Origin of the sequence: Pseudoalteromonas sp. NSLLW24 (genome assembly GCF_015864725.1) — a bacterium.
In the GTDB taxonomy this organism is placed as follows: Bacteria; Pseudomonadota; Gammaproteobacteria; order Enterobacterales; family Alteromonadaceae; genus Pseudoalteromonas; species Pseudoalteromonas arctica.
Genome location: NZ_JADYWQ010000001.1, coordinates 162,252 through 187,139, shown reverse-complemented (window position 1 = coordinate 187,139; position 24,888 = coordinate 162,252). Strand labels below are relative to the sequence as shown.

At 38.8% G+C, this 24,888-nt stretch carries 17 protein-coding genes; 7 read left to right on the top strand and 10 right to left on the bottom strand.

Features of this window, described 5'->3' with window-relative positions; genetic code table 11:
* Nucleotides 1-4 precede the first annotated feature (4 nt).
* Together trpB and trpA are read left to right on the top strand one after the other, a co-directional pair.
* Entirely contained in the window at nucleotides 5-1,189 is a 1,185-nt protein-coding gene (gene trpB, locus I6E72_RS00770; protein WP_010554212.1) for a tryptophan synthase subunit beta, read from the top strand.
* Nucleotides 1,186-2,007, top strand: a complete 822-nt coding sequence (gene trpA / locus I6E72_RS00765; RefSeq protein WP_121954218.1) for a tryptophan synthase subunit alpha — start codon at nucleotides 1,186-1,188, stop codon at nucleotides 2,005-2,007. The genes trpB and trpA overlap by 4 nt, the downstream gene beginning before the upstream one ends.
* A gap of 110 nt (nucleotides 2,008-2,117) precedes the next feature.
* Here the strand turns inward: trpA and I6E72_RS00760 are convergent, their stop codons facing one another.
* On the bottom strand, nucleotides 2,118-2,696 hold the full coding sequence (locus tag I6E72_RS00760) for a type 1 glutamine amidotransferase domain-containing protein (protein WP_007582489.1): 579 nt from the start codon (nucleotides 2,694-2,696) through the stop codon (nucleotides 2,118-2,120).
* Nucleotides 2,697-3,160: 464 nt separating this feature from the next.
* Complete coding sequence (locus tag I6E72_RS00755) at nucleotides 3,161-3,430, bottom strand: HU family DNA-binding protein (protein WP_007375441.1); 270 nt, start codon at nucleotides 3,428-3,430, stop codon at nucleotides 3,161-3,163.
* Nucleotides 3,431-3,621: 191 nt separating this feature from the next.
* Between I6E72_RS00755 and I6E72_RS00750 the strand changes: the two genes are divergently transcribed.
* On the top strand, nucleotides 3,622-4,197 hold the full coding sequence (locus I6E72_RS00750) for an inner membrane-spanning protein YciB (RefSeq protein ID WP_165726114.1): 576 nt from the start codon (nucleotides 3,622-3,624) through the stop codon (nucleotides 4,195-4,197).
* 64 nt (nucleotides 4,198-4,261) lie between these two features.
* A complete protein-coding gene (locus I6E72_RS00745; RefSeq protein ID WP_165727361.1) occupies nucleotides 4,262-4,903 on the top strand; it encodes a CPBP family intramembrane glutamic endopeptidase in 642 nt (213 codons plus the stop codon).
* Between the two features lie 78 nt (nucleotides 4,904-4,981).
* On the opposite strand, the gene I6E72_RS00740 is transcribed toward I6E72_RS00745, so the two are convergent.
* The 8 genes from I6E72_RS00740 to I6E72_RS00705 form a co-directional block, all read right to left on the bottom strand.
* The gene (locus tag I6E72_RS00740) at nucleotides 4,982-6,862 is read right to left on the bottom strand and encodes a hypothetical protein (RefSeq protein ID WP_197110796.1); all 1,881 of its coding nucleotides are present in this window, start codon (nucleotides 6,860-6,862) and stop codon (nucleotides 4,982-4,984) included.
* A 9-nt stretch (nucleotides 6,863-6,871) separates the two neighbouring features.
* Nucleotides 6,872-7,963 carry a hypothetical protein gene (locus I6E72_RS00735; RefSeq protein WP_165721479.1) on the bottom strand — a complete coding sequence of 364 codons (1,092 nt, stop codon included), beginning with the start codon at nucleotides 7,961-7,963 and terminating at the stop codon, nucleotides 6,872-6,874.
* 62 nt (nucleotides 7,964-8,025) lie between these two features.
* Nucleotides 8,026-11,061: a hypothetical protein gene (locus I6E72_RS00730; RefSeq protein ID WP_197110795.1), complete on the bottom strand. Its 3,036-nt coding sequence runs from the start codon at nucleotides 11,059-11,061 to the stop codon at nucleotides 8,026-8,028.
* A gap of 482 nt (nucleotides 11,062-11,543) precedes the next feature.
* Entirely contained in the window at nucleotides 11,544-12,710 is a 1,167-nt protein-coding gene (gene prpF / locus I6E72_RS00725; RefSeq protein WP_197110794.1) for a 2-methylaconitate cis-trans isomerase PrpF, read from the bottom strand.
* 11 nt (nucleotides 12,711-12,721) lie between these two features.
* Nucleotides 12,722-15,331, bottom strand: coding sequence for a Fe/S-dependent 2-methylisocitrate dehydratase AcnD (gene acnD / locus I6E72_RS00720; RefSeq protein ID WP_197110793.1), 2,610 nt, complete (start codon nucleotides 15,329-15,331; stop codon nucleotides 12,722-12,724).
* 128 nt (nucleotides 15,332-15,459) lie between these two features.
* A complete protein-coding gene (prpC, locus tag I6E72_RS00715; RefSeq protein ID WP_197110792.1) occupies nucleotides 15,460-16,584 on the bottom strand; it encodes a bifunctional 2-methylcitrate synthase/citrate synthase in 1,125 nt (374 codons plus the stop codon).
* 312 nt (nucleotides 16,585-16,896) lie between these two features.
* On the bottom strand, nucleotides 16,897-17,775 hold the full coding sequence (gene prpB / locus I6E72_RS00710) for a methylisocitrate lyase (protein WP_002962361.1): 879 nt from the start codon (nucleotides 17,773-17,775) through the stop codon (nucleotides 16,897-16,899).
* Nucleotides 17,776-17,878: 103 nt separating this feature from the next.
* Complete coding sequence (locus tag I6E72_RS00705) at nucleotides 17,879-18,580, bottom strand: GntR family transcriptional regulator (RefSeq protein ID WP_197110791.1); 702 nt, start codon at nucleotides 18,578-18,580, stop codon at nucleotides 17,879-17,881.
* Between the two features lie 264 nt (nucleotides 18,581-18,844).
* Between I6E72_RS00705 and rsmF the strand changes: the two genes are divergently transcribed.
* The 3 genes from rsmF (at nucleotide 18,845) to I6E72_RS00690 (ending at nucleotide 24,720) form a co-directional block, all read left to right on the top strand.
* A complete protein-coding gene (gene rsmF, locus I6E72_RS00700) occupies nucleotides 18,845-20,296 on the top strand; it encodes a 16S rRNA (cytosine(1407)-C(5))-methyltransferase RsmF (protein ID WP_197110790.1) in 1,452 nt (483 codons plus the stop codon).
* 163 nt (nucleotides 20,297-20,459) lie between these two features.
* Nucleotides 20,460-22,403 (top strand): acyltransferase family protein, encoded by a 1,944-nt coding sequence (locus I6E72_RS00695; protein ID WP_197110789.1) that lies wholly within the window; start codon nucleotides 20,460-20,462, stop codon nucleotides 22,401-22,403.
* A 427-nt stretch (nucleotides 22,404-22,830) separates the two neighbouring features.
* Nucleotides 22,831-24,720: an acyltransferase family protein gene (locus tag I6E72_RS00690; protein ID WP_197110788.1), complete on the top strand. Its 1,890-nt coding sequence runs from the start codon at nucleotides 22,831-22,833 to the stop codon at nucleotides 24,718-24,720.
* Nucleotides 24,721-24,888 lie beyond the last annotated feature (168 nt).

Genomic DNA, 24,888 nt, shown 5'->3' with positions numbered 1-24,888 from the left:
TAAAATGCAAAATCCAGCTTATTTTGGCGAGTTTGGCGGTATGTTTGTACCCGAGTTACTTGTCCCTGCGCTTAAGCAGTTAGAAAATGAATTTAACAAAGCACAAAAAGATCCTGAGTTTCAGGCAGAGCTAAGTAAATTATTAAACGAGTATGCGGGTCGTCCTACCCCACTTACTTTAACGCGCAATTTAGTTAAAAATCCAAAAGTAAAACTGTACCTAAAGCGTGAAGACTTACTACACGGCGGCGCACATAAAACGAACCAAGTACTTGGTCAGGCGTTACTTACTAAGCGTATGGGTAAAAAACAAGTTATTGCTGAAACAGGTGCCGGTCAACACGGTGTTGCAACAGCGCTTGCATGTGCCTTACTGGGTTTAAAATGTCGTATTTATATGGGCGCAAAAGACGTTGAACGTCAGCAACCTAACGTATTTAGAATGAAGTTAATGGGCGCAGAAGTTATTCCGGTAACAGCGGGTTCTGGCACATTAAAAGATGCAGTAAATGAAGCGCTGCGTGACTGGTCAGCAAATTACCAAGACGCACATTACCTACTAGGTACAGCTGCGGGTCCTCACCCATTCCCAACAATTGTACGCGAGTATCAAAAAATTATTGGTGAAGAAGCTAAGCAACAAGTACTTAAAGCAGAAGGTCGTTTACCTGACGCTGTTATTGCCTGTGTTGGTGGTGGTTCAAACGCAATTGGTATGTTTACTGACTTTATTGACGAGCCAGGCGTTAAATTAATTGGTGTTGAGCCTGCTGGTAAAGGGCTTGATACAAATGAGCACGGTGCAACAATTTGTAAAGGCACAAAAGGCATATTGCACGGTACTTATACGTACATTATGCAAAATGATGATGGCCAAATTGAAGAGTCTTACTCTGTATCAGCGGGTCTTGATTACCCAGCTGTTGGTCCTCAACATGCATTTTTACACGAAACTGGTCGCGCTCAATACGTGGGTATTACCGATACAGAAGCGCTTGATGCGTTTCAGTCGCTTGCTAAAAATGAAGGGATTATTCCGGCGCTTGAATCAAGCCATGCGTTAGCTTATGCGCTTAAGTACGCAGAGGAGCTAACCGAGGAAAGTGTTATAGTGATTAATTTAAGTGGTCGTGGCGATAAAGATTTAGCACACGTTCACAATGTACTAACTGAAAGAGGTCAGCTATGAGCCAAGTAAAAACGGATCGTTACGGCAAAATGTTTGCAGCGCTTAACGAGCAAAAACAAGGTGCGTTTGTACCATTTGTAACGATTGGCGACCCAGGTAAAGAGCAAAGTATTGCGATTATTAAAAGTCTAATTGACGGCGGAGCAGATGCGCTTGAACTTGGTATTCCGTTTTCTGATCCAATTGCAGATGGTCCAGTAATTCAAAAAGCTAATATTCGCGCCCTCGATGTGCACATTAACACACAAGATTGCTTTGATATTATTAAAGAAATACGTGAGTATAATGCCGATATTCCAATTGGCTTATTATTGTATTCAAACCTTGTGTTTAAGCGCGGTATAGAAGCATTTTATAAAGATGCAAAAGCGGTAGGCGTAGACTCAATTTTAGTGGCTGATGTACCTCTGCATGAATCTAAAATGTTTAGAAAGTCAGCTATGGATAACGGTGTAGACCCAATTTTTATTGCAACACCAAATGCAGATGACGACACACTTCGCCAGTGTGCCTCTTACGGTCGTGGTTATACGTATTTACTATCGCGCGCAGGTGTTACCGGTACCGATACTAAAGCACAAATGCCTGCTGGTAATATTGTTACTAAATTAAAAGAATACCATGCAGCCCCTGCTCTTTTAGGGTTTGGTATTTCAACGCCAGATGATGTAAAAGCGGCTCTTAATGCAGGAGCAGCCGGTGCTATTTCAGGCTCTGCCGTGGTTAAAATTATTGAAGCTAACCTTAATGATTTACCTGTAATGACCGCGCATCTAAAAGCTTTTGTAGCCGATATGAAAGCAGCTACATCGCTATAATCTAACTAGGGCGTGTTTTATACGCATTAAAAAAAGGGCATTTAAAATGCCCTTTTTTGTTTTTTAAAATCAAACGCTGTATCAATAACCAAACGTTTTAAAAAAGAAAATTAGTGAGCTTGGTGTTTACCCTCTAAAATCTCTTCAATAAATTTAGCATTAAATGCTTCTAAATCAGCTGGGCTTCGGCTCGTTACTAAGCCTTTATCTACACATACTTCTTGGTCAACCCAATTGGCACCTGCATTAATTAAATCGCTTTTAATACTTGGAAAAGAGGTAATGGTACGGTCACGCAGTTTATTAATTTCAGCTAGTAACCACGGTGCATGGCAAATTGCAGCAACGGGTTTATTTTTTTCTGCGCCAAAAAAGCCATCAATAAAGGCTTTAGCATCTTTATCTTGACGTAAACTGTCTGGGTTAAATAAACCACCAGGAAGCATAAGCGCGTCGTAATCGGCGGGGTCTGCGTTTGTGACTAGTTTATCTACTGTTACTTTATCGCCCCACTTGTCTTCATCCCAGCCCGTAATTTGGCCTTCTTTAATTGATACTATTTCGATGTTTGCACCAGCATCAAGTAATGCGCTGCGTGGAGATAAAAGCTCACTTTGCTCAAATCCATCAGTGGCTAAAATTGCAATTTTTTTGCCTTGTAAACGTGTGCTTGTTTGTAATGTACTCATTGAGATCTCCTTATATTATACCAACCTGCATAAATCTTTGAGCAATTTAACGAATTAAATCGCACTATAACGTCGTTAAAAACCTTTCATTTAGAACAACTAAATACGAAAAATTTTTGCCTTGTTCTAGCGTGATTTTCTTAACGTTAAATAGACCCCATATATAAGCGGACTGGTATTGTTTAAAAATATGTTCGAAACACACAGTTAAACAGCATAATGCATGCCGATAACAAGCAATTGAAAATAAAGGATTTAATGTAAGTGGGGTTTATAATGCCATGTAAATCATTTAGAGATTATGAATAATCTACATAGGTGCGAATTTATTTCCAGCTCATGTAATTTAACGCCACCAAACGCGAGGTGCAAAACCTCACCTACAACATATACCCGTAGGTGCGAATTTACTTCGCGCTCATGTAACTTATCTATCAATACGGGGTTTAAAACCTTAAATAAATTTAAAGCAGATCTTTTAACGCCTTAGCCGGTTTAAAAACCGCTTTATTAGCGCCTTCTATTTCAATTGCTGCACCTGTTTGCGGGTTACGCCCAGTACGCGCTGGGTAGTAACTTAGTGCAAACGTACCAAAGCCATTAATTTGAACCTGATCGCCCTCAGAAAGTGATTTAGTAATTACTTTTTGCAAGCTTGAAAGTGCCGCTTGAGAATCTTTTTTTGTTAATTCACTTTTGTGTGCAATGGCAGCAACGAGTTCTGCTTTATTCATTTTAGGCTCCTAAATACACGCCAAATCAGTGTTGGTTAAGCGTGGGAATATGATGATATAAAAAATACCAAACCAAATTGGCAATAAAGCCACGCAGGCTAAGGGTTACAGGGCAACAAGTCAACCTTGTAGTTGCTAAGCTTTATGTGGTAAAAAGCCTTTGACTCTTTTTTGTATAATTTAGGTAAGCTATGCACGCATTAATTGAATACATCCCACTCATACTGTTTTTTGCAGTTTTTAAGCTAGTCGATATTTACTGGGCTACCGGTTTATTAATGGCCACTACGCTCATTCAAGTTGCTTATAGCTACTTTAAACATGGCTCTGTGCCAACTCGTCAGTGGATATTTTTTGGCATTGCTGCCGTGTTTGGCACGTTAACGCTGGTACTTCATGATGAGCAATACATAAAATGGAAAGCAACACTCATATACGCAGGTTTAAGCTTAACGTTACTTGTTAGCCGTTATGTACTTAAGAAAAATCTCGTTAAAAAAGCGCTTAGCTCAATCCTCGAAAATGCTAATGATACAAAACAAGCCATTGTAGTCCCAGAACCATTATGGGATAAGCTTAACCTAATGTGGGTTGCTATAACTGCTGGCATCGCAGCACTAAACATTTATATTGCATATAATTTTTCGCTCGACTTTTGGGTTAATTTTAAAGTGTTTGGTTTAATGGGTATTACCTTTGTGAGTATTTTTGCCACTATTATTGCCTTGTACAAATACCTCCCTAGTGAAGAGGAACCAGCAAAGTAAGCCCCCTCGTCATAAAAATGTCGTCTTAGCTTGATAGCTTATTAAAAAACAAGTTGAGACGACCTTGAACGCCAATCAATATCGCTGGTTTGAATTTACCCTCATTTTTGTGTTACTACCCTTGTTGGGTTTTGTATTACGCGAGTATTTAGCTAACTGGCTTATTCCTGCGCTTATTATTTTAATGAGCGTGTGTTGTATGTTGCTACTGGGCGATCCCCATTTTAAACGTTTTAGGCTTACAAGCCTTGGGCAATTTTCTGCTGTTAAAAAACGTGTGTTTAGCTTCTTTTTTTTAGGTGCACTGTTCTCAGGTATGTTTTACGGGATTATTCATCAGGGAAACTGGTTTACCCTTCCCCGCAACTCGTTTAATGATTGGCTTTTACTGTTGCTACTCTACCCAATACTGTCGGTTATTCCTCAAGAGTTAATATTCAGAACGTATTTTTTTCATCGTTATAAACGCATCATGCCCAAAAAAGCAGTGCGTATTGTAGTTAGTGCGAGTGTATTTGCGTTGGCGCATATTGTGTATGCAAATTGGATTGCAGTAGCCTTAGCATTTTTAGGTGGCTTACTGTTTGCTTATACCTATGCACAAAGCCGCTCAACCGTCGTGTGTGTTATTGAGCATAGTTTATGGGGGATATGGATGTTTACACTCGGGATCGGCAGCTACCTTGATTCAGGCGCATTTAACTAATATAACAAGCATTAAAAAATCCGATACTAGAAAACTAATATCGGATTTTGAATATTTCTAAAACCACTTAACTAATGGTTAAAATAACGATTCAAACTCACCATTTGGAAATAAAACACCAGGAATACCACGTACTGCAGTAACATCAGCTAGTTTAGTATCACCAAAATATAAACCGCCACTGTAATTACGGCCCTTTTGCTTTACATCTAACCAACGTCCATTTTCGCCTTTCGCTATTAGATTAATGTTGCCACTAACATCACGAATACGTAAATCTAACGCACGGTTTTTTATGCTAACAAATATATCTGTAGAGGTAAGTTCTGATAAGTTTTCAACATCGCCCACGTAAGCAAACTTAAAATCGCTTGCACCACTCAACGGAAAATCTAATTCAAAAGTAAATGCTAAATCGTCATTATCTTCACCAATAAAAGGCGAAGCCTCTACTGCAGTGATATGAAATGCAGTGTCTTGAATGTCACTTACGTAATCACCATTAAAATCAAAAGTAGATAACGTCGTAGACTCTTCACCTAATGAATTAACAAAGCGATTTAAGTTTAGTGATAAGTCACCTTCAAGTTTACCAGCGGCTTTATTGATAATTACATTGGTAGTTACCTGTGTAATACCTGTGTCGGCTTCTGGATTTAATTCACTTTGAGCATCTATACCATCAAACTGAATTAGCAACTCACTTACATCTACACTTAATACCGTAGCACCATTTGTGACTGTTGCGCTCATTACACCTTCAATTTTATTACCTAATACACCACTTACTCTAAATGTTGGAATTGATAAATCAATTGTTATAGGTAAATCATCATATGTGCCAGTTATAGCCCAAGTATAAGGTGATTGGCTGTAATCAATATCTAAGTCACGAAGTTTATATTGTCCTGATGGTGTAGAGCCATCAGCTAGTGGTGAATAATTTGTAATAACTTCGTTTAAAGCATTAGTAAGTGCATCAAGTGTTCTTTGTGTGTCTTCATCAAACGCACTTTCAAGCTCAGCAAATTTTACGTCTAATTCATCTGAATAGCTTTTTTCTTGAAGTCTTGCAGCACCTATAATATTTCGTGTATCAACAAGTAACTCTCTAGAATCTAAGCTTTGAGCTTCTGTTGAGCGAGCCTGCCAATTTGTAAATGTAGTTACACTTGCAATTGTTTGCTTAACTTGACCAGCTACATTTTGCAGCAAAGCATTACCTTGGTCGCTAAATAAGTTATCTGTAACATACTGCGCTGCTAAATCGCTATAATCTTGCCATGCTTGCTGGTCAGTCTCTAAGTTAGTAAATGCATTAAAAGCACTTTCAACACTAAACGTACTATCAGCAACACCAGCTAAAATTGCCGCATAAGTAAATGCATTAGTAACCATTTCTGCTTCAACACTTGCATTTAAATTGCTGTGCGTTAAATGATAAAAAGGCGTGGCTGATAAACTAGCTTGCGTAGCACTAAAGCCTTCATCTGTAATTGCTTTACTCAATGGCGATAAATAAACCGTATTTACACCTGGTGCACTAAATGCATCTGCTTTGTAATTAAGAGTAACGGCTGTCAATTCTTGGTAGTCTATTAAACGGTTTGCGTTTAAGTCATTTACATCACCACGAACTGTTCTGCCACAACCTGTAAAGCGAGGACAAGGTAGAGCAGTATCACTCGGTATAAACTCAAAACTATTAAAAGTAAGTGGAGCTACACTTACACTCGCAGTATTGATGTTTTCAACTTCAATTGATTCTTGCACCACCCCGTCGCTATCTAAAACATTAAGCGTGCCCTGTGGTGATTGCCAATTAGATACATAAAAACTCACAGAAGAAGATGTAGCAATCTCACTCACTGCAACAGACTCTGAACTGTCACTGTCTGATGAAGAACCACAACCTACCAATGCAATAGCTACCCCTAAGGGTATAATTTGTTTTAACATCTTCATTCCTTAAAACTTAATGTTCACGTACCAATTCACATTAGCATAATAGGCTTTATCTAAATCTAGGCTATCAGTTTGTAAATTAAGACCAAAATACTCGTTTTCTATACCAACTAAAAATGCTTCACTTTTTGTCTCATAGCCTGCCTGTACTTTCCAATGATCCCAAAAGTGTATACGGCCTTTTAATTGGCTGAACGTGTCTTTGTCGTAACGTTTTAAAGTTAACTGAGTCGAAAATCGGTCGTTTATTCTGTAATCGGCAAATGCTTGTAGTCGCATTTCCATTTCTAAATCATGAGATACCGTATTTCCAAATGCAGATGTTTTTAATGAAACTGTTGGCTGAGTAATAATATCGCCGTTGTCATCTTCGCTAAATGGAATTTCAGTAGTTTGACCTTTTACGGAGCCACTGTCTTCATACTCTGTTTTATAAAGCAAATCTTTTACGCTAAAGCCAACCTGAAGCTCATCGTTTACTTGCCAATCAGCAAAAATATCTAGGCTATAGCCAAGCCCTTCAGGCTTTTCTGAAGGTGAAAACTTTTTAAATAATATATCTTTTGAAAAGTTGTAATCAACAGTTACAGCGCCTTCAACTTCATCACTATAAATTTCACCATTTACAGTGGCATCTTGATAGTGTGAGCTGGCAAAAACAGAAAGTTTAGGTGTTATTGTTAATGCATTTTTATCTAAAAATTTAAAATCATAAGATACAAATACACCGTTAGACGTTGCTTGTTTAGCATCAAGGTAATATGTATAAAATCTATCTTCAAACTCTAGATCATTTTTTTCGGTATGAGTATATTTAGCTGTATCAGGATCAAAGTTAAGGACATAGTCGTAACGACTTTGTAAACCTACCTTAAAATTACCGTAGCCAACACCTACTTCAAATATATTATAGGTAAATGCACTGTCACCCGATTTTAATGGAGCATCAAAATCATCTACAAAAGCTTGTACTGGTTGTGCTTCTGTATAAATTTCTGCGTCAAAGTGGGTAAAAATTTGAAATTGGTTATCTGCGGAAGCAAGAGGAGAAATAAAAGCTGTTGAAAATCCTAACAAGAGAATTTTTTTTTTCATAATTTAATCGCTTTCTATAAAAAAAGGGAAAAGCGCTGCTTTCCCCTTTTATAGTTTAAATATTACTTAGATGAATCAATTAAATCAACATCAGTGTAAGGCACTACATCACCATCAATGTAAGTGATAGATACACCGTTAGTAACTTTAGAAGCTGTACCAAATGACATCATTTCGCCATTGTACATAGCTTTAACATCACCAGTGTAACCTGTAGATTCCATACCAGTTAGAGATAATGTGTAACCCATTGCTGCGTCACCTTTAACCATAACTTCTAATGTACTTTCATCTTCATCACCACTACTGTCAACCATACCCATTACTTTAAAGTCTAAGTCGCCAGACATACCTTCAAGTGTAATACTTGAAGAATCTGATTCTTCAGTTGCAGTAAGGTTTAGCATACCAGTGAAACCAGAATCACCGTCCATAATTTCAACGTGGTTCCAAGCTTGCGTATCGATAATTTCAGCATCATCAACTGTATCTTTATCAACTGCACCATCAAATGTGAATATTAAACATGAATCAATTTGAGTAGAATCAATTGTACCTGCAGCGAAATCAACACAATCTGTAAGTGCTTGTTCTTGTGTATCAGCAGTAACAAGTGAAACAGTTGCGTCATTTTCACCCATTAATGTAGCGCCCCAAGCAACAACTAATTGCTCGCCTTGGTAAGAAGCTGAAGCACTGATCATTTCACCGGTGGTTTCATTCTCTAATACTAAAACTAGCGCATCTAAGTCATAGTTATATGACCAATCAGGTTGACGAGTAGAAGTACCTTCACCTGAGTTACCCATTTCAGCTAATTCATCAATTACGTCAGCAAGAACGTCTGCTGCATCGATAACCGCTTGACCACCAGTGTTAGTAAGCACAGTCATAGTCGATAATGACTCTGATGTAGCTTTAACAGAAGTTAGTACTTCAAGTTTTGCAACTGCAGTTTCAGCAGCAAGTTGTAGGTTATAAGCTGTTACAAATTGCTCGCTAGCTAGTACACCTTGAGCTACAGCAGCTGTTTGCATAGCTGTAAGCGCATCAATCATTGCTTGTGCGCCTTCGCCTTCAAGTTCTAGGTAGGCATTAGCAGCAACAAGTGCTTGCTCAATAGCAATTTCAAGTGCATCAACAGCAGCAGCAAAATCAGACGCAGCAGTAACGGCAGTCATTGCAAGCTCAAGAGCTTCAGTTGCGTTTGCAGCTGTATCTACCATTGCACCTTCTGCGTTAGCAAGTGCGCTAGTAGAAGCCGCTTCAGCTGTGTCTGCTACTGATTTTTTCTCATCAGCAACGTCTGCAGTGTCTTCAGCAACTAGTTTTGCTGCAGCAAGAGCCACATCAAACTCTGTAATTGCTGCTTCAGCTTCAGCTACTAGTGCAGCTAATGCAGCGTCGTATGCAACTGTGTCAGTTACAGCAACAGATGCATCTGTTTGCAACGATGTTGCAGAATCAAGAACTTGTTGGTAATCAGAGCTTTGAGTAACTAACGCTTTTGCAGCAGTTACATAGCCTTGTGATTTAACAAAAATAGAGTCTGCTTTAGCTGTTAAATCAGCCGTAGTAGCTTCATTTTTCAGTAATGTAACAGCGCTTACAAATGCAGCTGCGTTATCAGCTGTAAGAGCATCGCCACCCATTGCTTGAACATCTGCAAGTGAGCTTTGAGCTGTTTCAATGCTCATTTCTAATGCAGTAAGTGCAGTTTGAGAAGCAGTAACTTCTACTGTTAAAGCAGCTGCTAGAGCTGTATAAAAATCATCTCCAACTGTACATTCTGCGCCAGTACAACCAATTACTTCTAGTGCTTTTTTAACTTTTACTGCAGCGGCTGCAAGGCTCGCATCAGTTGCTGCACCATTTTTAACAGCTTTATCTTTAGCAGCTTTTGCTTTTTTAGCAACATCAGCTGAGTTAGCAGCAAATGCAACTATCTCACCAGCAGTAGGAGCTGGAATTTTTGCTGCGAAAGCGGCTTCTAATGCAGTTTTAATGTCATCTTCAGTACCAGTAGCAATGGCAACAAAAACATTTGCAGTATTTGTAATAGCTGTTTGTAACATTGTCGCTATTGCTGCAATGCTAGCATCAGCATTACCTTTAAACTGGCCTGATTTAATACCAGCTTTAATGCTGCTCATTACATCACCAATTGAAGGTAAACCTTGAATTGAAGATGAAAGCTGTGCAATTGCTAAAATACCGTCAGTAAGTTCTTCTTCGCCATCAACATCACTTAAATCTACAGCGCCGCCGTTAGATAAATCACCAATAATAGCTGAAAGTAAAAGTGCAGCGTCTTGACCCATTACTTGTACAACAGTATCTAAGCTTGCTTTAGCAATTGCGTCTTCATCTACACTTGAACCTGAGTCAAGAAGAAGAGCCGCCACTAACGATGTTAAGAAAGTAACATTAGCTTTATAAGAAGCTTCTACATTAGCATCGCCTGCAGAACCACTTACTCCAGATGTATCTGCTTCAACAGCTGGAACAAATTTAACAACTGAAAGCTCTAGGTCAGTTTTGTACCATTCGCCAAACTCAATCGCAGTATCGCCATCATTTACGTCATCTTCTTCTGGCGCTACATCGTAATCGCCACAACCTACGTAAGCATCACAACGTAAAAAGCTATCATCGCCTTCTGCAGACGTTTTAACAGTAATGTAAACTGGTCCAGTAAAGTCATCATCTAAGTAGATGCTGTAACGGCCGCTTTCATCAGTTAATACTTCAGGGTTAGCAGCAATTTTACTTGCTTCTACTGCAGCATCAGCAGCACTTTGTGATAGTGCTTCTTCAGAAAAAGACTCTGCTTCTGCTGAAGCAGCTGAGCGAAACGCAACAGGAACGCTTTGACCAGATGCATCTAAAGTCATTACAGTTACTACTGCACTTTTCATTGAACCTTTAACTGCTTTACCAGTTACTTCTATGTTGAACTGTGCATCACCTGTTGCAGTAAAAGATTCTACAGGTGTAACAGGAATGTTTCTGTCATTGTCCGAACCACATGCTGTTAAGCCTAATGTAAGTGCAACTGAAGCTGCAATAGGTGTAAATTTGATCGTACGCTTTACCATTTATTTCTCCTTGATAGCCTGGAATGAGTATCAGAAATTAGTTTAGTTGATAGTGGCTTGTGTAAGCTTTTATGTTTAAAAAGCATTAAAAAAGTACACAATCATAACCTTTGTTACCAGAACATTAAAAATACCATTAAGCTATATAGTTATGCTACATATTTATACGTTTTATAGAAGTATTTATCTTTATTCTATGAGCTACTTCTTTATCAGCATCTCTATTATTCAATAACCTATAGACACTCATAAAGAACCAGCACATATTGATACAATATATTCACTTTATTAAATGAATATTACATACAATCTAGTTTGTTAATTATATTCTTCAAGTAAATGCGATGGATGAGAGCTAAAAAAGAGGATAATTCGAAAAATTAATGAAAAAGGATTGTTTATAACGAATGTTAGTAGGTTTTACTTTAGCTAAGCAAACGTTTATAAAACTTGTTTACTTACCTAAAGTAAATGTTTAGTAATTACTGAGGGACTCTTACAACCCCTTCCATTAATACGCGTGCACTTCGGCTCATACTTGCTTTGGTGACTAGCCAGTTGCCAGCATTATTTTTAGCCTCAGCACCTACTTTTAGCGTGCCCGACGGATGACCAAAGTTAACTTCACTCAATGCGCCGCCACCAGCGGCTATATTTACGAGTGTGCCTTCGATTGCTGCAGCCGTGCCAATAGCAACAGCCGCTGTGCCCATCATGGCATGGTGCAGTTTACCCATCGACATAGCGCGTACTAACAAGTTGATATTTGCAGCTTCAATAAGCTTTCCGCTAGACGCTTTATAATCTAAAGGCGATGCAACAAACGCAACTTTAGGCGTATGTTGGCGAGCTTGCGCTTCACTAATGTTAGTGATTAAGCCCATTTTAACAGCGCCATAAGCACGAATGGTTTCAAGCTTTTTAAGCGCTGCAACATCGTTATTTATATCGTCTTGCAGCTCTGTGCCGGTATAACCAATATCAGTGGCGTTAATAAATATGGTAGGAATACCTGCATTTATCATTGTTGCTTTTAAAGTACCAACACCCGGTACTTCTAAATCATCAACTACATTACCAGTTGGAAATAACGCGCCATCGCCATCAGCGGGGTCAATAAATTCAAGTTTTACTTCAGCTGCAGCAAAAGTAACGCCATCGAGCTCAAAGTCGCCGGTTTCTTGTACTTCGCCATTTGTCATAGGGACATGCACTAATATGCTTTTTTTAATATTAGCCTGCCACACACGCACGATAGCAACACCGTTATCGGGTACTCGGTTTTTATCGACCAAACCATTACTAATGGCAAAAGCACCCACTGCTGAGGTTAAGTTACCGCAGTTACCGCTCCAATCTACAAAAGGTTTATCTATCGCCACTTGACCAAATAAATAATCTACATCGTGGTCAGTTTGCTCACTTTTACTTAAGATTACGGTTTTACTGGTACTTGATGTAGCACCACCCATGCCATCCGTTTGCTTAGCATACGGATCGGGGCTGCCAATAACACGCAGTAATAAATTATCCCGCGCCTCGCCTGCTACTTGAGCAGGCTTTGGCAAATCAGTTAAATTAAAAAACACACCTTTACTGGTGCCGCCACGCATATAGGTTGCAGGTATTTTAATTTGCGGTTTAAACATAATGCTTGCCCTTATGCAGATTGTGTTGCTTCTAAAAAGTCTTGTGCAAAGCGTTGTAACACACCACCAGCCGCGTAAATAGAAAGCTCTTCTTGGGTATCGATACGGCACTTCATAGGCACAGTGAGTACTTCACCGTCTTTACGAGTAATACTTAAATTAACGGTGGCACCTGGTTTTAAATCGCCTGCTACATCGTACGTTTCACTGCCATCCAGCTTTAGAGTTTTACGCGTTGTGCCCGCTTTAAACTCAAGCGGTAAAACACCCATACCAATTAGGTTAGTACGGTGAATACGCTCAAAACCTTCAGCTGCTATTACTTCAACGCCTGCAAGTCTTACGCCTTTTGCTGCCCAATCGCGCGACGAACCTTGCCCGTAATCGGCACCGGCTACAATAATAAGCGGTTGTTTACGCTCCATGTAAGCTTCGATTGCTTCCCACATACGAGTATTAGTGCCTTGTGGTTCTAAGCGTGCGTAAGAGCCTTGCTTAACTTCGCCGTTTTCGTCCAGTACCATTTCATTAAGTAGTTTAGGGTTTGCAAATGTTGCACGCTGCGCTGTTAAATGATCGCCCCGGTGCGTTGCGTACGAGTTGTAGTCTTCCTCTGGGACGTTCATTTTGGTCAGGTATTCGCCAGCAGCGCTGCTTGCCATAATTGCGTTTGATGGCGATAAATGATCCGTTGTAATGTTATCGCCAAGAACTGCAAGCGCACGCATACCGGTCATTGTGCGCTCACCCGCAAGTGCACCTTCCCAATAAGGAGGGCGACGAATGTAGGTGCTTTCTGGGCGCCAGTCGTAAAGTGGGTCGTTATCTTCACCGTAATCTACGGTTAAATTAAACATCGGCTCGTATACTTTTCTAAACTGCTCTGGCTTAACGCTTTGCTTAATTACTGCATCAATCTCTTCATCCGATGGCCATAAATCTTTAAGCGTAATATCGTTGCCTTGTTGATCTTGCCCTAGTATCCCCTTTTCAATATCAAAGCGAATAGTGCCTGCAATAGCGTACGCAACAACTAAAGGAGGTGACGCTAAAAATGCTTGCTTAGCATAAGGATGAATGCGTCCATCAAAGTTACGATTGCCAGAAAGCACCGCTGTAGTGTATAAATCGCGATCGATTACTTCTTTTTGAATAACAGGGTCAAGCGCCCCGCTCATACCATTACAGGTAGTACACGCAAAACCAACAATGCCAAAGCCAAGTTGCTCAAGCTCTGTTAGTAGGTTTGCATCTTCAAGGTATGATTGCACTGCTTTTGAGCCCGGTGCTAATGAAGTTTTAACCCAAGGTTTGCGCATTAAACCCTTAGCATTTGCGTTACGGGCAAGGAGTGCAGCGGCAATTACATTGCGTGGATTACTCGTATTAGTACAGCTAGTAATCGCGGCAATAATACATGCGCCGTCTGGCATTAAGCCTTCTTCATTTTCAACAACACCCGAAATACCTTCTTTAGCTAAATCGCTTGTCGATACACGGCGGTGTGGATTAGATGGACCCGCAATATTGCGCCCCACGCTTGATAAATCAAACTTAAGCACACGCTCATATTTTGCGGTTTTTAAGCTATCGCTCCAAAGGCCTGCTGTTTTTGCGTAGTTTTCTACAAGGGCAATTTGTTCTTCTTCGCGACCTGTTAAACGCAAGTAATCTATTGTTTTATCATCGATATAAAACATGGCTGCAGTTGCGCCAAATTCAGGTGTCATGTTTGAAATGGTTGCTCTGTCGCCAAGTGTAAGCGCATCGGCACCTTCACCGTAAAACTCTAAATAAGTAGATACAACACGTTGCTCACGTAAAAATTCAGTAATAGCCAACACAATATCGGTTGCGGTAATACCGGGTTGGCGCTTGCCTGTTAGCTCAACACCGACAATATCGGGCAAGCGAATATAAGAAGCACGGCCCAGCATTACGCTTTCAGCTTCAAGCCCACCTACACCCACAGCAATAACACCTAGCGCATCAACATGTGGCGTGTGGCTGTCGGTGCCAACTAGTGTATCTGGGAATGCAATGCCATCTCGGTTTTGAATAACCGGCGACATTTTTTCAAGATTAATTTGATGCATAATGCCGTTACCCGGTGGAATAACGTCAATATTTTTAAACGCAGTTTTTGTCCAGTTTATAAAATGAAAACGGTCATCATTTCGTCTATCTTCGATGGCGCGGTTTTTTTCAAACGCATCAGGATCAAAACCGGCATGCTCTACCGCTAACGAATGATCCACTATTAACTGCGTGGGTACCACAGGGTTCACTTTTGCCGGATCGCCGCCTTTGGCTGCAATTGCATCACGCAAACCTGCTAAATCAACAAGCGCTGTTTGCCCTAAAATATCGTGGCACACTACCCGCGCCGGATACCACGGAAAATCTAAATCTTGTTTGCGCTCAATTAGCTGATTAAGTGCATCGGTTAACATGGCAGGGTCGCATCGGCGTACTAAGTTTTCGGCAAATACACGTGATGAATAAGGTAGCGTGGCATATGCACCTGGCTTAATTGCATCTACGGCTTCTTGAGTATCGTAATAGTCGACATTTGAGCCCGGTAGAGGTTTACGGTATTGGGTATTATTAATTATGGTCATGGTAAGGGTTCGCTAATTTGGTGACGGTGTTTGCTCACAGCTAGCGTGTTTAATGAAAAGTTTGAGAAAAACTGCTCGCTAGTGGCTATGTGCAATAAAAAGTGAGCACATGCGTGCTCACTCATTTTTTAACGTGACTCTATTGGTGTGTAACTACGTGCATCAGGGCCTGTGTAATCGGCACTTGGGCGAATAATACGGTTGTTAGCGCGTTGCTCTTTTACATGCGCAGTCCAACCCGTAACACGGCTCATTACAAATATTGGCGTAAATAACTTAGTCGGAATATCCATAAAGTGATAAGCAGACGCATGGAAAAAATCGGCATTACAAAACAGTTTTTTCTCGCGCCACATAATCTCCTCACAACGAACAGACACTGGGTAAAGCACGGTATCGCCTACCTCTGCCGCTAGTTTTTCAGACCATTTTTTAATAATTACATTGCGTGGATCAGATTCGCGATAAATAGCATGACCAAAGCCCATAATTTTATCTTTACGTTCAAGCATGCCCATTACTTCTTGCTCAGCATGCTCAGCACTTGTAAAACCTTGAATCATATCCATAGCTGCTTCGTTAGCACCACCATGTAATGGCCCACGTAGCGTACCAATCGCACCTGTTACACAAGAGTGAATATCAGAAAGCGTTGATGCACACACACGACCCGCAAATGTAGAAGCATTAAACTCATGCTCTGCGTATAAAATTAGTGATACGTTCATCACTTGTGCAAATAAATCACTAGGTGCTTTGTCATGTAACAGTGTTAAAAAATGTGCGCCAACTGAGTCGTCATCAGTTTGTGTTTCAATGCGTACGCCATCATGTGTAAAGCGGTACCAGTAACAAATAATACTTGGGAACACAGCAACCATACGGTCGATTGCATCATTGGCTTGGTTAAAATCAAGCTCCATTTCAAGGTTACCCAACATTGAGCAGCCCGTGCGCATTACATCCATTGGATGCGCGTCTTTAGGAATATTTTCAAGCACGGTTTTAAGCGCATCTGGTAAGCCGCGTAAGCTTTTAAGTTTAGCTTTATACTCAGCCAGTTCACTGGTTGTAGGTAGCTCACCGCGTGAAAGTAAAAAAGACACTTCTTCAAACTGCGCTTTTTCAGCAAGTTCGCTAATATCGTAACCACAATACGTTAAACCAGAACCACTTTGCCCAACAGTACACAATGCTGTTTGACCAGCCACTTGTCCGCGTAAACCCGCGCCGCCTAATGCTTTATCTACCATGATCTTCTCCTATCTTAAATTTGTGTGTGATTTAGGGCGTATTGAACTTTGTGGATTGAAATTTGTTCAATCTAGGGGCGATTAAATCGCGGCGCGAAGTTTGTAACCTAGTGGACTAAGTAAAAACCGAGCAACAAAGAGATAATCGTCCCTAGAAAGAACCTAAGGGGCAGCGCATGTTTGGTCTTTATGCTGCGTTATCGCCTATTTATGTGGAATAACCACACTTCATAGGCTCTGCCTTGCCTAAAAACCAAACACACTGCTGCAAATTCAACCACCAACGTTCAACACGCCCTTATTTAATAGTTTTTATTTGTCAGATTTTGATGAAAAAAGGGTGTCGAGTGTGTTCTCGTACGTGTGGTAATCTAAAAAGTCGTAAAGCTCAGAACGCGTTTGCATATTTTCAATTTGGCTTTGTTGTGAGCCTTCATTTAAAATTGCTGAATACACGTTTAGTGCTGCTTTGTTCATGGCTCTAAATGCACTTAGTGGGTAAAGCACCATTTCAACACCTACATCACTTAGCTGCTCTTTTGTGTAAATAGGTGTTTGGCCAAACTCAGTAATGTTTGCCAAAATTGGAACGTTAATCGCCTTTGCAAATGCTTGGTAATCAGCAAGGTCGTGTACGGCTTCTGCAAAAATAGCGTCAGCACCCGCTTCAACACAGGCAGCTGCACGGTCTATCGCGGCGTTTAGACCTTCTTTTTGAAATGCATCGGTACGAGCCATAATATAAAAATCGCTATCGGTTTTTGCATCCACCGCCGCTTTAATGCGGTCAACCATTTCACCTTGGCTTACAATTTCTTTATTAGGACGATGACCACAGCGTTTTTGCGCTACTTGGTCTTCTATATGAAAACCCGCCGCACCCGCTTTAGTCATTTCTTTTACTGTGCGTGCAATATTAAATGCCCCCCCCCAACCGGTATCGGCATCAACAAGTAGTGGTAAATCGCTAGCACCTGTAATACGGCGAATATCTTCAAGCACGTTATCAAGGCTCGTCATACCTAAATCTGGCATACCAAACGAGGCGTTTGCAACACCGGCACCTGAAAGATAAATAGCTTGGTGGCCCATTTTTTCAGCCATCATCGCTGTGTAGGCGTTAATAGTACCTACCACTTGTAACGGGCGGTTATTGGCAATAGCGTGTTTAAATTTTAATCCTGCTGACATTACTTTCTCCTCACTTTGAACGGTTGCTACGTGGAGTAACTTATAGTTTTAATCTGTAATTGTGACTGTTTAACTGCTCTGCTTAGCTTTTAACTTTTAACTTTTAACAGCTTATGCTTTTTTGCTTAGCTAATAAGTTGAATTTGGTTTGAATATTTGCTTGTGATGCACTTATGTGGCGCTTCATTAACATTTCGGCCAGTTCACCGTCGTGGTTTTCAATGGCGTTAATAATAGCTAAATGCTCATCAAACGCTTTTGATACACGCGGCCCCACCATGCCCATTTGTACACGGTACATGCGTATTAATTGATAGAGCTCATTACACAGTAAATGAATTAAATGCGCGTTTTTACTGCCCTGAATAATACGATAATGAAAATCTAAATCGCCGGCTTCTTGATAATAAGATTCGCCCTCTTTAACACGTTGTGTTTGTAGGTGCTGATTAAGTAATTGCTTTAAGCCTTTTACTTCTTCGGGTTCCATATTGTCGGCAGCAAGCCTACATGCTAAGCCTTCAAGTGAGCTGCGAACTTGATAAACTTCAATCAAACGCTCAGCGGTAAGAGCAACTACTCGGCAACCTACGTTAGCTTTACGCTCAACAAGGTAGCAACTTTCTAGGCGATTTAACGCCTCTCTAAGCGTTGCACGGCTTACACCATAACGTTTGGCAAGCTCAGGCTCTGATATTTTACTGCCTTGAACTATGCTGCCTTCAACAATCTCACGGCGCATATCTACAAATACTTGATCTGATGCGGTAGTTATAGGCGCTTCGTTTAAAAATGTGTGTGTCATAAGTTATTTTTTAGATTGTCGACAATTAATGTAGTTACTATGGGCTTATTAAAAAATCATGTCAACCCTAAACCTATCAAAATGGCTAAAAAACACACCTATTGTCGACACTATTAATCTAAAGTCGTATAAAATACGCTTTAAAATAGGCCAAACCAATAAAGTGTCGACATAGCAATAAATTGGATGTTACGTTTTTAAGCACTGAAAATGCGTTATATAAATGCTATTATCACGCTTTATTTTTATAGTATGAGCTAACGCGTGAACGCCAACACTTTTATTCCTGAGCACTTTATTGACGACGTAAAAACCTATTTACCAGCGCATCTAAACTTAGATGACTTTTTAAATGCGTGTCGCAGGCCACTCAGAAAATCTATCCGCGTTAATACTTTAAAAATTAGCATTGAAGAATTTGTAAAACGTGCCACTGAAAAAAATTGGCTGCTAACCCCAATCCCATGGTGCAGTGAAGGCTTTTGGTTAGAGCGCCCAAACGATGAAGAGCAAAACCTAGCCCTTGGTAATACCGACTTACATCTAAGCGGGGCTATGTACGTGCAAGAAGCAAGTTCAATGCTGCCCCCTATCGCATTAAAGCAAAGTATTAAACTCGCAGACTCTCAAAATAACACCGTGCTTGATATGGCATCAGCACCGGGTTCTAAAACATCACAACTTGCAGCACTTATGGATAACCAAGGCGTGCTTGTTGCAAATGAGCTATCGTCATCTCGTTTAAAGGTACTCAGCGCAACACTCAAACGTATGGGAGTAGGTAACTGTGCGCTCTCGCATTTTGATGGCGTTATATTTGGCAGCTACATGTTTGAATGCTTTGACAGCATATTACTAGACGCGCCCTGCTCTGGCGAAGGCACAGTACGTAAAGACGCCGACGCACTTAAAAATTGGTCAATAGAATCAAACATACAAATAGCTCAAGTACAAAAAAACTTAATTAAAAGCGCATTTTACGCACTAAAGCCCGGTGGCACATTAGTGTATTCAACCTGTACACTTACCCCGCTCGAAAACCAGCAAGTGTGCGATTATTTACTGAGTGAATTTGGCGACTATATAGCGCCTGAGTCACTAAGTGATTTATTTGAAGGTGCGAGCAAAGCCACCACAAATGAAGGCTACTTACATGTATGGCCGCAAACATTCGACAGCGAAGGCTTTTTTATTGCTAAATTTAAAAAGCACACAAGTTGCGATAATCCAAATCAAACTGTTAAAAAAGGCGCGTTTCCGTTTAACGAGTTTGATAAAAAACAAAGCGTCGCGTTTATGCAATCGCTTAAAAAGCACTTTGGGTTAACTAACCTACCTGGCAACTTAATGCAGCGAGATAAAGAACTGTGGTTGTTCCCTGAGGGGTTTGAAGCCGTACAAAATAAAATTAAGTACGCACGTTTAGGTATTCAAATTGGAATTATTCATAAAAACGGCGTTAGGCTAACGCACGAATTTGCAACCGTATTTGGCAATGAGTGTAAAAACAATATATTTGCTTTAAATAACGAGCAAGCAAATGATTATTTTCAAGGTAAAGATATACGCTTAACTGAAGTAACTCAAACAATAGGGGAAGTAGTATTAACGCTGTGTGGTTGCCCTATTGGGCTAGGAAAATGGCAAAAAAATAAGATCAAAAATTCACTACCACGAGATCTAGTGCAAAATACTCAGTTAATAAGCTGGGTTTAATGCATATACTTTACAATATATTAACCATATAATACTAAAGCATTTAAATGAACTAAGTATCTAAATAAGCTGAGCTAATACATAAAATTAATGATGATTAATTTACTAGCGTTGTTGCTTCGTCTCACTTACAAAGAATCTATATCAAATAAGGAATAATAGTTTGCAGTTCAGGGAAGATATTAATGGCTTAAGGGCCATAGCAGTTATTGCTGTTGTTTTATTTCATTTTAACCCATCTTGGATGCCTGGTGGATTTGCAGGTGTAGATGTATTTTTTGTTATCTCTGGTTTTTTAATGACAGGGATAATATTTAAAGGTTTAGAACAACAAAAATTTTCTATTTTAAGGTTCTATGTTGCACGCGCAAATAGGATTATTCCAGCGCTCGCAATTCTCTGCATTATATTATTAATTTTAGGTTGGTTTTACCTTACCCCTCAAGACTATAAATCATTAGGAAAACATGCCGCTAGCAGTGTAACTTTTGTATCAAATGTAACGTACTGGCTAGAATCAGGCTACTTTGATGCCTTAGCAAGCGAAAAATGGTTATTACATACGTGGTCATTATCTGTTGAATGGCAATTTTATCTTATTTACCCATTAGTCCTTGTTGCACTATATAAATTTATATCTATAGACATGATGAAAAAAGTAGTGTTAGTTAGCACTATTTTAGGCTTTGTATTTTGTGTTCTGGTTACTTATAAATGGTCCAAAGGTGCTTACTTTTTATTACCCACAAGAGTGTGGGAAATGTTGTTAGGTGGGGTTGCATACCTGTACCCATTTAGCATTAAAGACAAACAAAAAAAGTTAGTTGAATGGACCGGTATTGCACTTATTTTAGGCTCTTACTTTTTAATTTCAAAAGATACACCTTGGCCTGGTTACTTTGCTGTTTTTCCTGTTTTAGGTGCATTTCTTGTTATTCAAGCACAACGCGACAATAGTATCGTCACAAGTAATATTGTCTTTAAAAAACTAGGTGCATGGTCGTATTCGATTTATTTATGGCATTGGCCTTTAGTTGTAATCATTTATTATTTTTCTTTAAATAATAATTATATTTATATCGGCATTGCATTGTCAGTACTACTTGGATTTTTAAGTAACAAATATATTGAAAAAATCAAGCTCAAAAGTGATTTTAATAAACGTTTAGATTATTTAAAGTGTAAACCGCTATATTTAGTATTAACTGTTGGAATAGCTGGCTACATAGTTATTTCAACTAACGGTTTTGATAGTGAGGTTAGGCTAACCTCTGAACAATTGATTGTTACTAATGGTATGCATAGAAATAACCGAGAGCATTATTGTGGTTCACTTATCGAGGGAGATTCTCCGTCTTGTAGATATGGTGACGGTGAAGTTAAGGCTATCGTTTTAGGTGATAGCCATGCACAAGCCTTAATTGAGGGTATTGGTGTTAAAGCAAAACTACATAATGGTTCTGTGATCGATTGGGGATTGAGCGCCTGTAATACCATAAAGGGGCTTTATACTACAGACAGGCTAGGTAACGTTATAGATGACTCTTGCGGTAAACTAATTAGTAAATTAATCACACGTGCTGGTAATGAGTTTACCGGTATACCCATAATAATTATTAATAGAACATCATTAAACTTAATCGGTCGCAACGAAGATAAAATCAGCACTCCCCCAGACAGTTTTGTTGATAAAAGGTTTCAAACAAGAAGTGATGCTTATAGAAAGAATTTGGTATCGCATATGGTCGATACTATTTGTGAGTTATCAGAAAATAATCCTGTATATTTATTGAGGCCAGTACCTGAGTTAAAAATTAATGTACCTAAATCTATGTTTAGATCAACGCTAACTCAAAACCAAATGGAAAGAGTAAAACTTCCTAAATTAGAGTATGACACACGTCAAAAAACAGCGTATGAGATGCAAAATAAAGCGGTTAAAAAATGCGGGGCTAAAATATTAAACCCAATCCCGTTTTTATGTGATTCAGAGTTTTGCCATGGAGACATTGATGGAAAACCACTCTATTTCGACGATGATCATTTAAATTTGTATGGAACTAAAGTTATTTCGCCGGTATTTGATGAAGTATTCATGAACAATTAGGAAAAAATCAAAGCTCAGAAAAGGAATAGTTAAGGCTGAGGAAAAAACAAATAAACGTTAGCTTAGTTTCATCTAAACTATAGTAAATATTACTCTCTGAATTATAATTATATGCCTTATTAAGTAGAAGAATTTATCGTTTATTAATAAGTAGTAAGATAATTTTAACGCGGTGTGGTTACCCTCGTAAGCAGCGGAATTAAAAATAAGTTCACAATTTACTACCACGAGATCTAGTGCAAAATACGCAGTTAATAAGTTGGACCTTACAGTTGTAATTAACAATTAATTAACCGTATAATGAATAATTCAATTATTTTTATATATAGATAAGCTAAATTAATACATAAAATTAATGACTATTACTTTACTACCGTTATTACTCAGTATCATTTACGAGAGCGTATATTAAACAAGGAATATTAATTTGCAGTTCAGGGAAGATATTAATGGCTTAAGGGCCATAGCAGTTATTGCTGTTGTTTTATTCCATTTTAACTCGTCTTGGATGCCTGGTGGATTTGCAGGTGTAGATGTATTTTTTGTTATCTCTGGTTTTTTAATGACAGGGATAATATTTAAAGGATTAGAACAAGAAAAATTTTCTATTTTGAGGTTCTATGTTGCGCGTGCAAATAGGATCATCCCCGCCCTATCACTCCTTTGTTTTATTTTGCTAATATTTGGCTGGTTCTATATATCACCCATAGACTATGAAGCACTGGGTATTCATGCTGCAAGCAGTATGAGTTTTTTATCAAATATAGTTTATTGGAGAGAATCTGGATATTTTGATGTTAGTTCACATGAAAAATGGCTATTACATACGTGGTCATTATCTGTTGAATGGCAATTTTATATAATTTACCCATTAGTCCTTGTTATGCTCCACAAGCTAATATCTCTTAGAGCAATTAAACTAACGATTCTAATTGGTACTATACTGGGATTCTTATTTTGTGTTTTAGCTACTTACAAATGGTCTGAGGCTGCTTATTATTTGTTACCAACAAGAGCTTGGGAAATGATGATTGGTGGAGTTGCTTATCTATACCCATTTAATATTAAAGAAAAACAAAAAATACCCATTGAGTGGACTGGCATCACTCTTATTTTTGGGTCTTATTTTTTAATAACTAAAGACACTCCTTGGCCTGGTTACTTAGCCATACTTCCAGTTTTTGGATCCTTCCTAGTTATTCAAGCGCAGCGTAATAATAGTCTTATCACAAGTAATATAATCTTCAATAAACTAGGCTCATGGTCATATTCAATTTACCTATGGCATTGGCTTATAGTTGTTGCTATTAGTTACTTCTCGTTAAGTAGAGTTTACATTTACCCTGGTATTTTAATATCAGTTTTACTCGGTTTTTTGAGCTACAAATATGTTGAAAAAATAAACTTCAGAAATGATTACAACTCTTTATTTAGTTATTTGAAATGCAAACCGCTTTATATGGGATTATTCATTGTTACTTTAGGCTCTGTTACGTTTATAAAAGATGGCTTTATTTATCTATCATCTCCTGAATACCAATCATTAATTTATAATGCTCAGTCGAGTCCTTTTAGAAATAAATGCAATATAAAAGAATATCGTGCTCCAGCAGAGTCTTGTGAATATTTTGGAAGGAATATATCGTGGGCGACTTTAGGCGATAGCCATTCTATTGAAATAGCATATGCCTTAGCAGAAAAGTTAAAACTCGACAATATTGGGTTGAAACAATTTAGTTTTTCTGGCTGTAGAATTTCATATAAAGAAGCTGAAAACTTCGGAAAATGTGCAAAGTGGTATAACGAGACTGTAGATTATATATTGAATAAGGATAAGATTAAAAATGTTGTTTTTAATCACAGATTTACTGGTAGTTTCTTTTGGGGAGAGCCTATTAATTATCCTGAACATAGTGATTCAAAAATAACAGATGAAATTGTCCGAATGACTAAACATATGGATGAACTAATCTTTAAACTCGCATTAAAAAAAGATAATGTTTATATTTTTTATCCAATACCTGAACTACAACGAAACATAAATCAATTAATAGGTGTTGCATCTAGAACTGAAAGCAGCCTCGTTAATATTTTAGGCACTGATTTAGATTGGTATAAGGAAAGAAATAAGTACATTATAAGTCATTTTGATAACTCCAATTACCCTAGCAATGTTCACTTCATAAAACCGCAAGATGCTTTTTGTGATGAAAAATATTGCTACGCGGTTAGAGATTCTATACCTCTATATTTTGACGACGATCATCCCTCCATATTAGGGGCGGCTAAATTAGTTGGGTTAATTAAAGAGGAGTAAATTTATAGTCGATTTAATTTGTAAAGTGATCAAAGTGAATAATGACAGTGTAAAAAGATAGGCACTCTATTACAGAGGTGCCTAGGCCTCGTATTCTAAATTATGCTTAAGCGTGTGTTTACAGCTGAGAGCTATTAAATTTAGGTAGCATCAATGACATTAAACAGT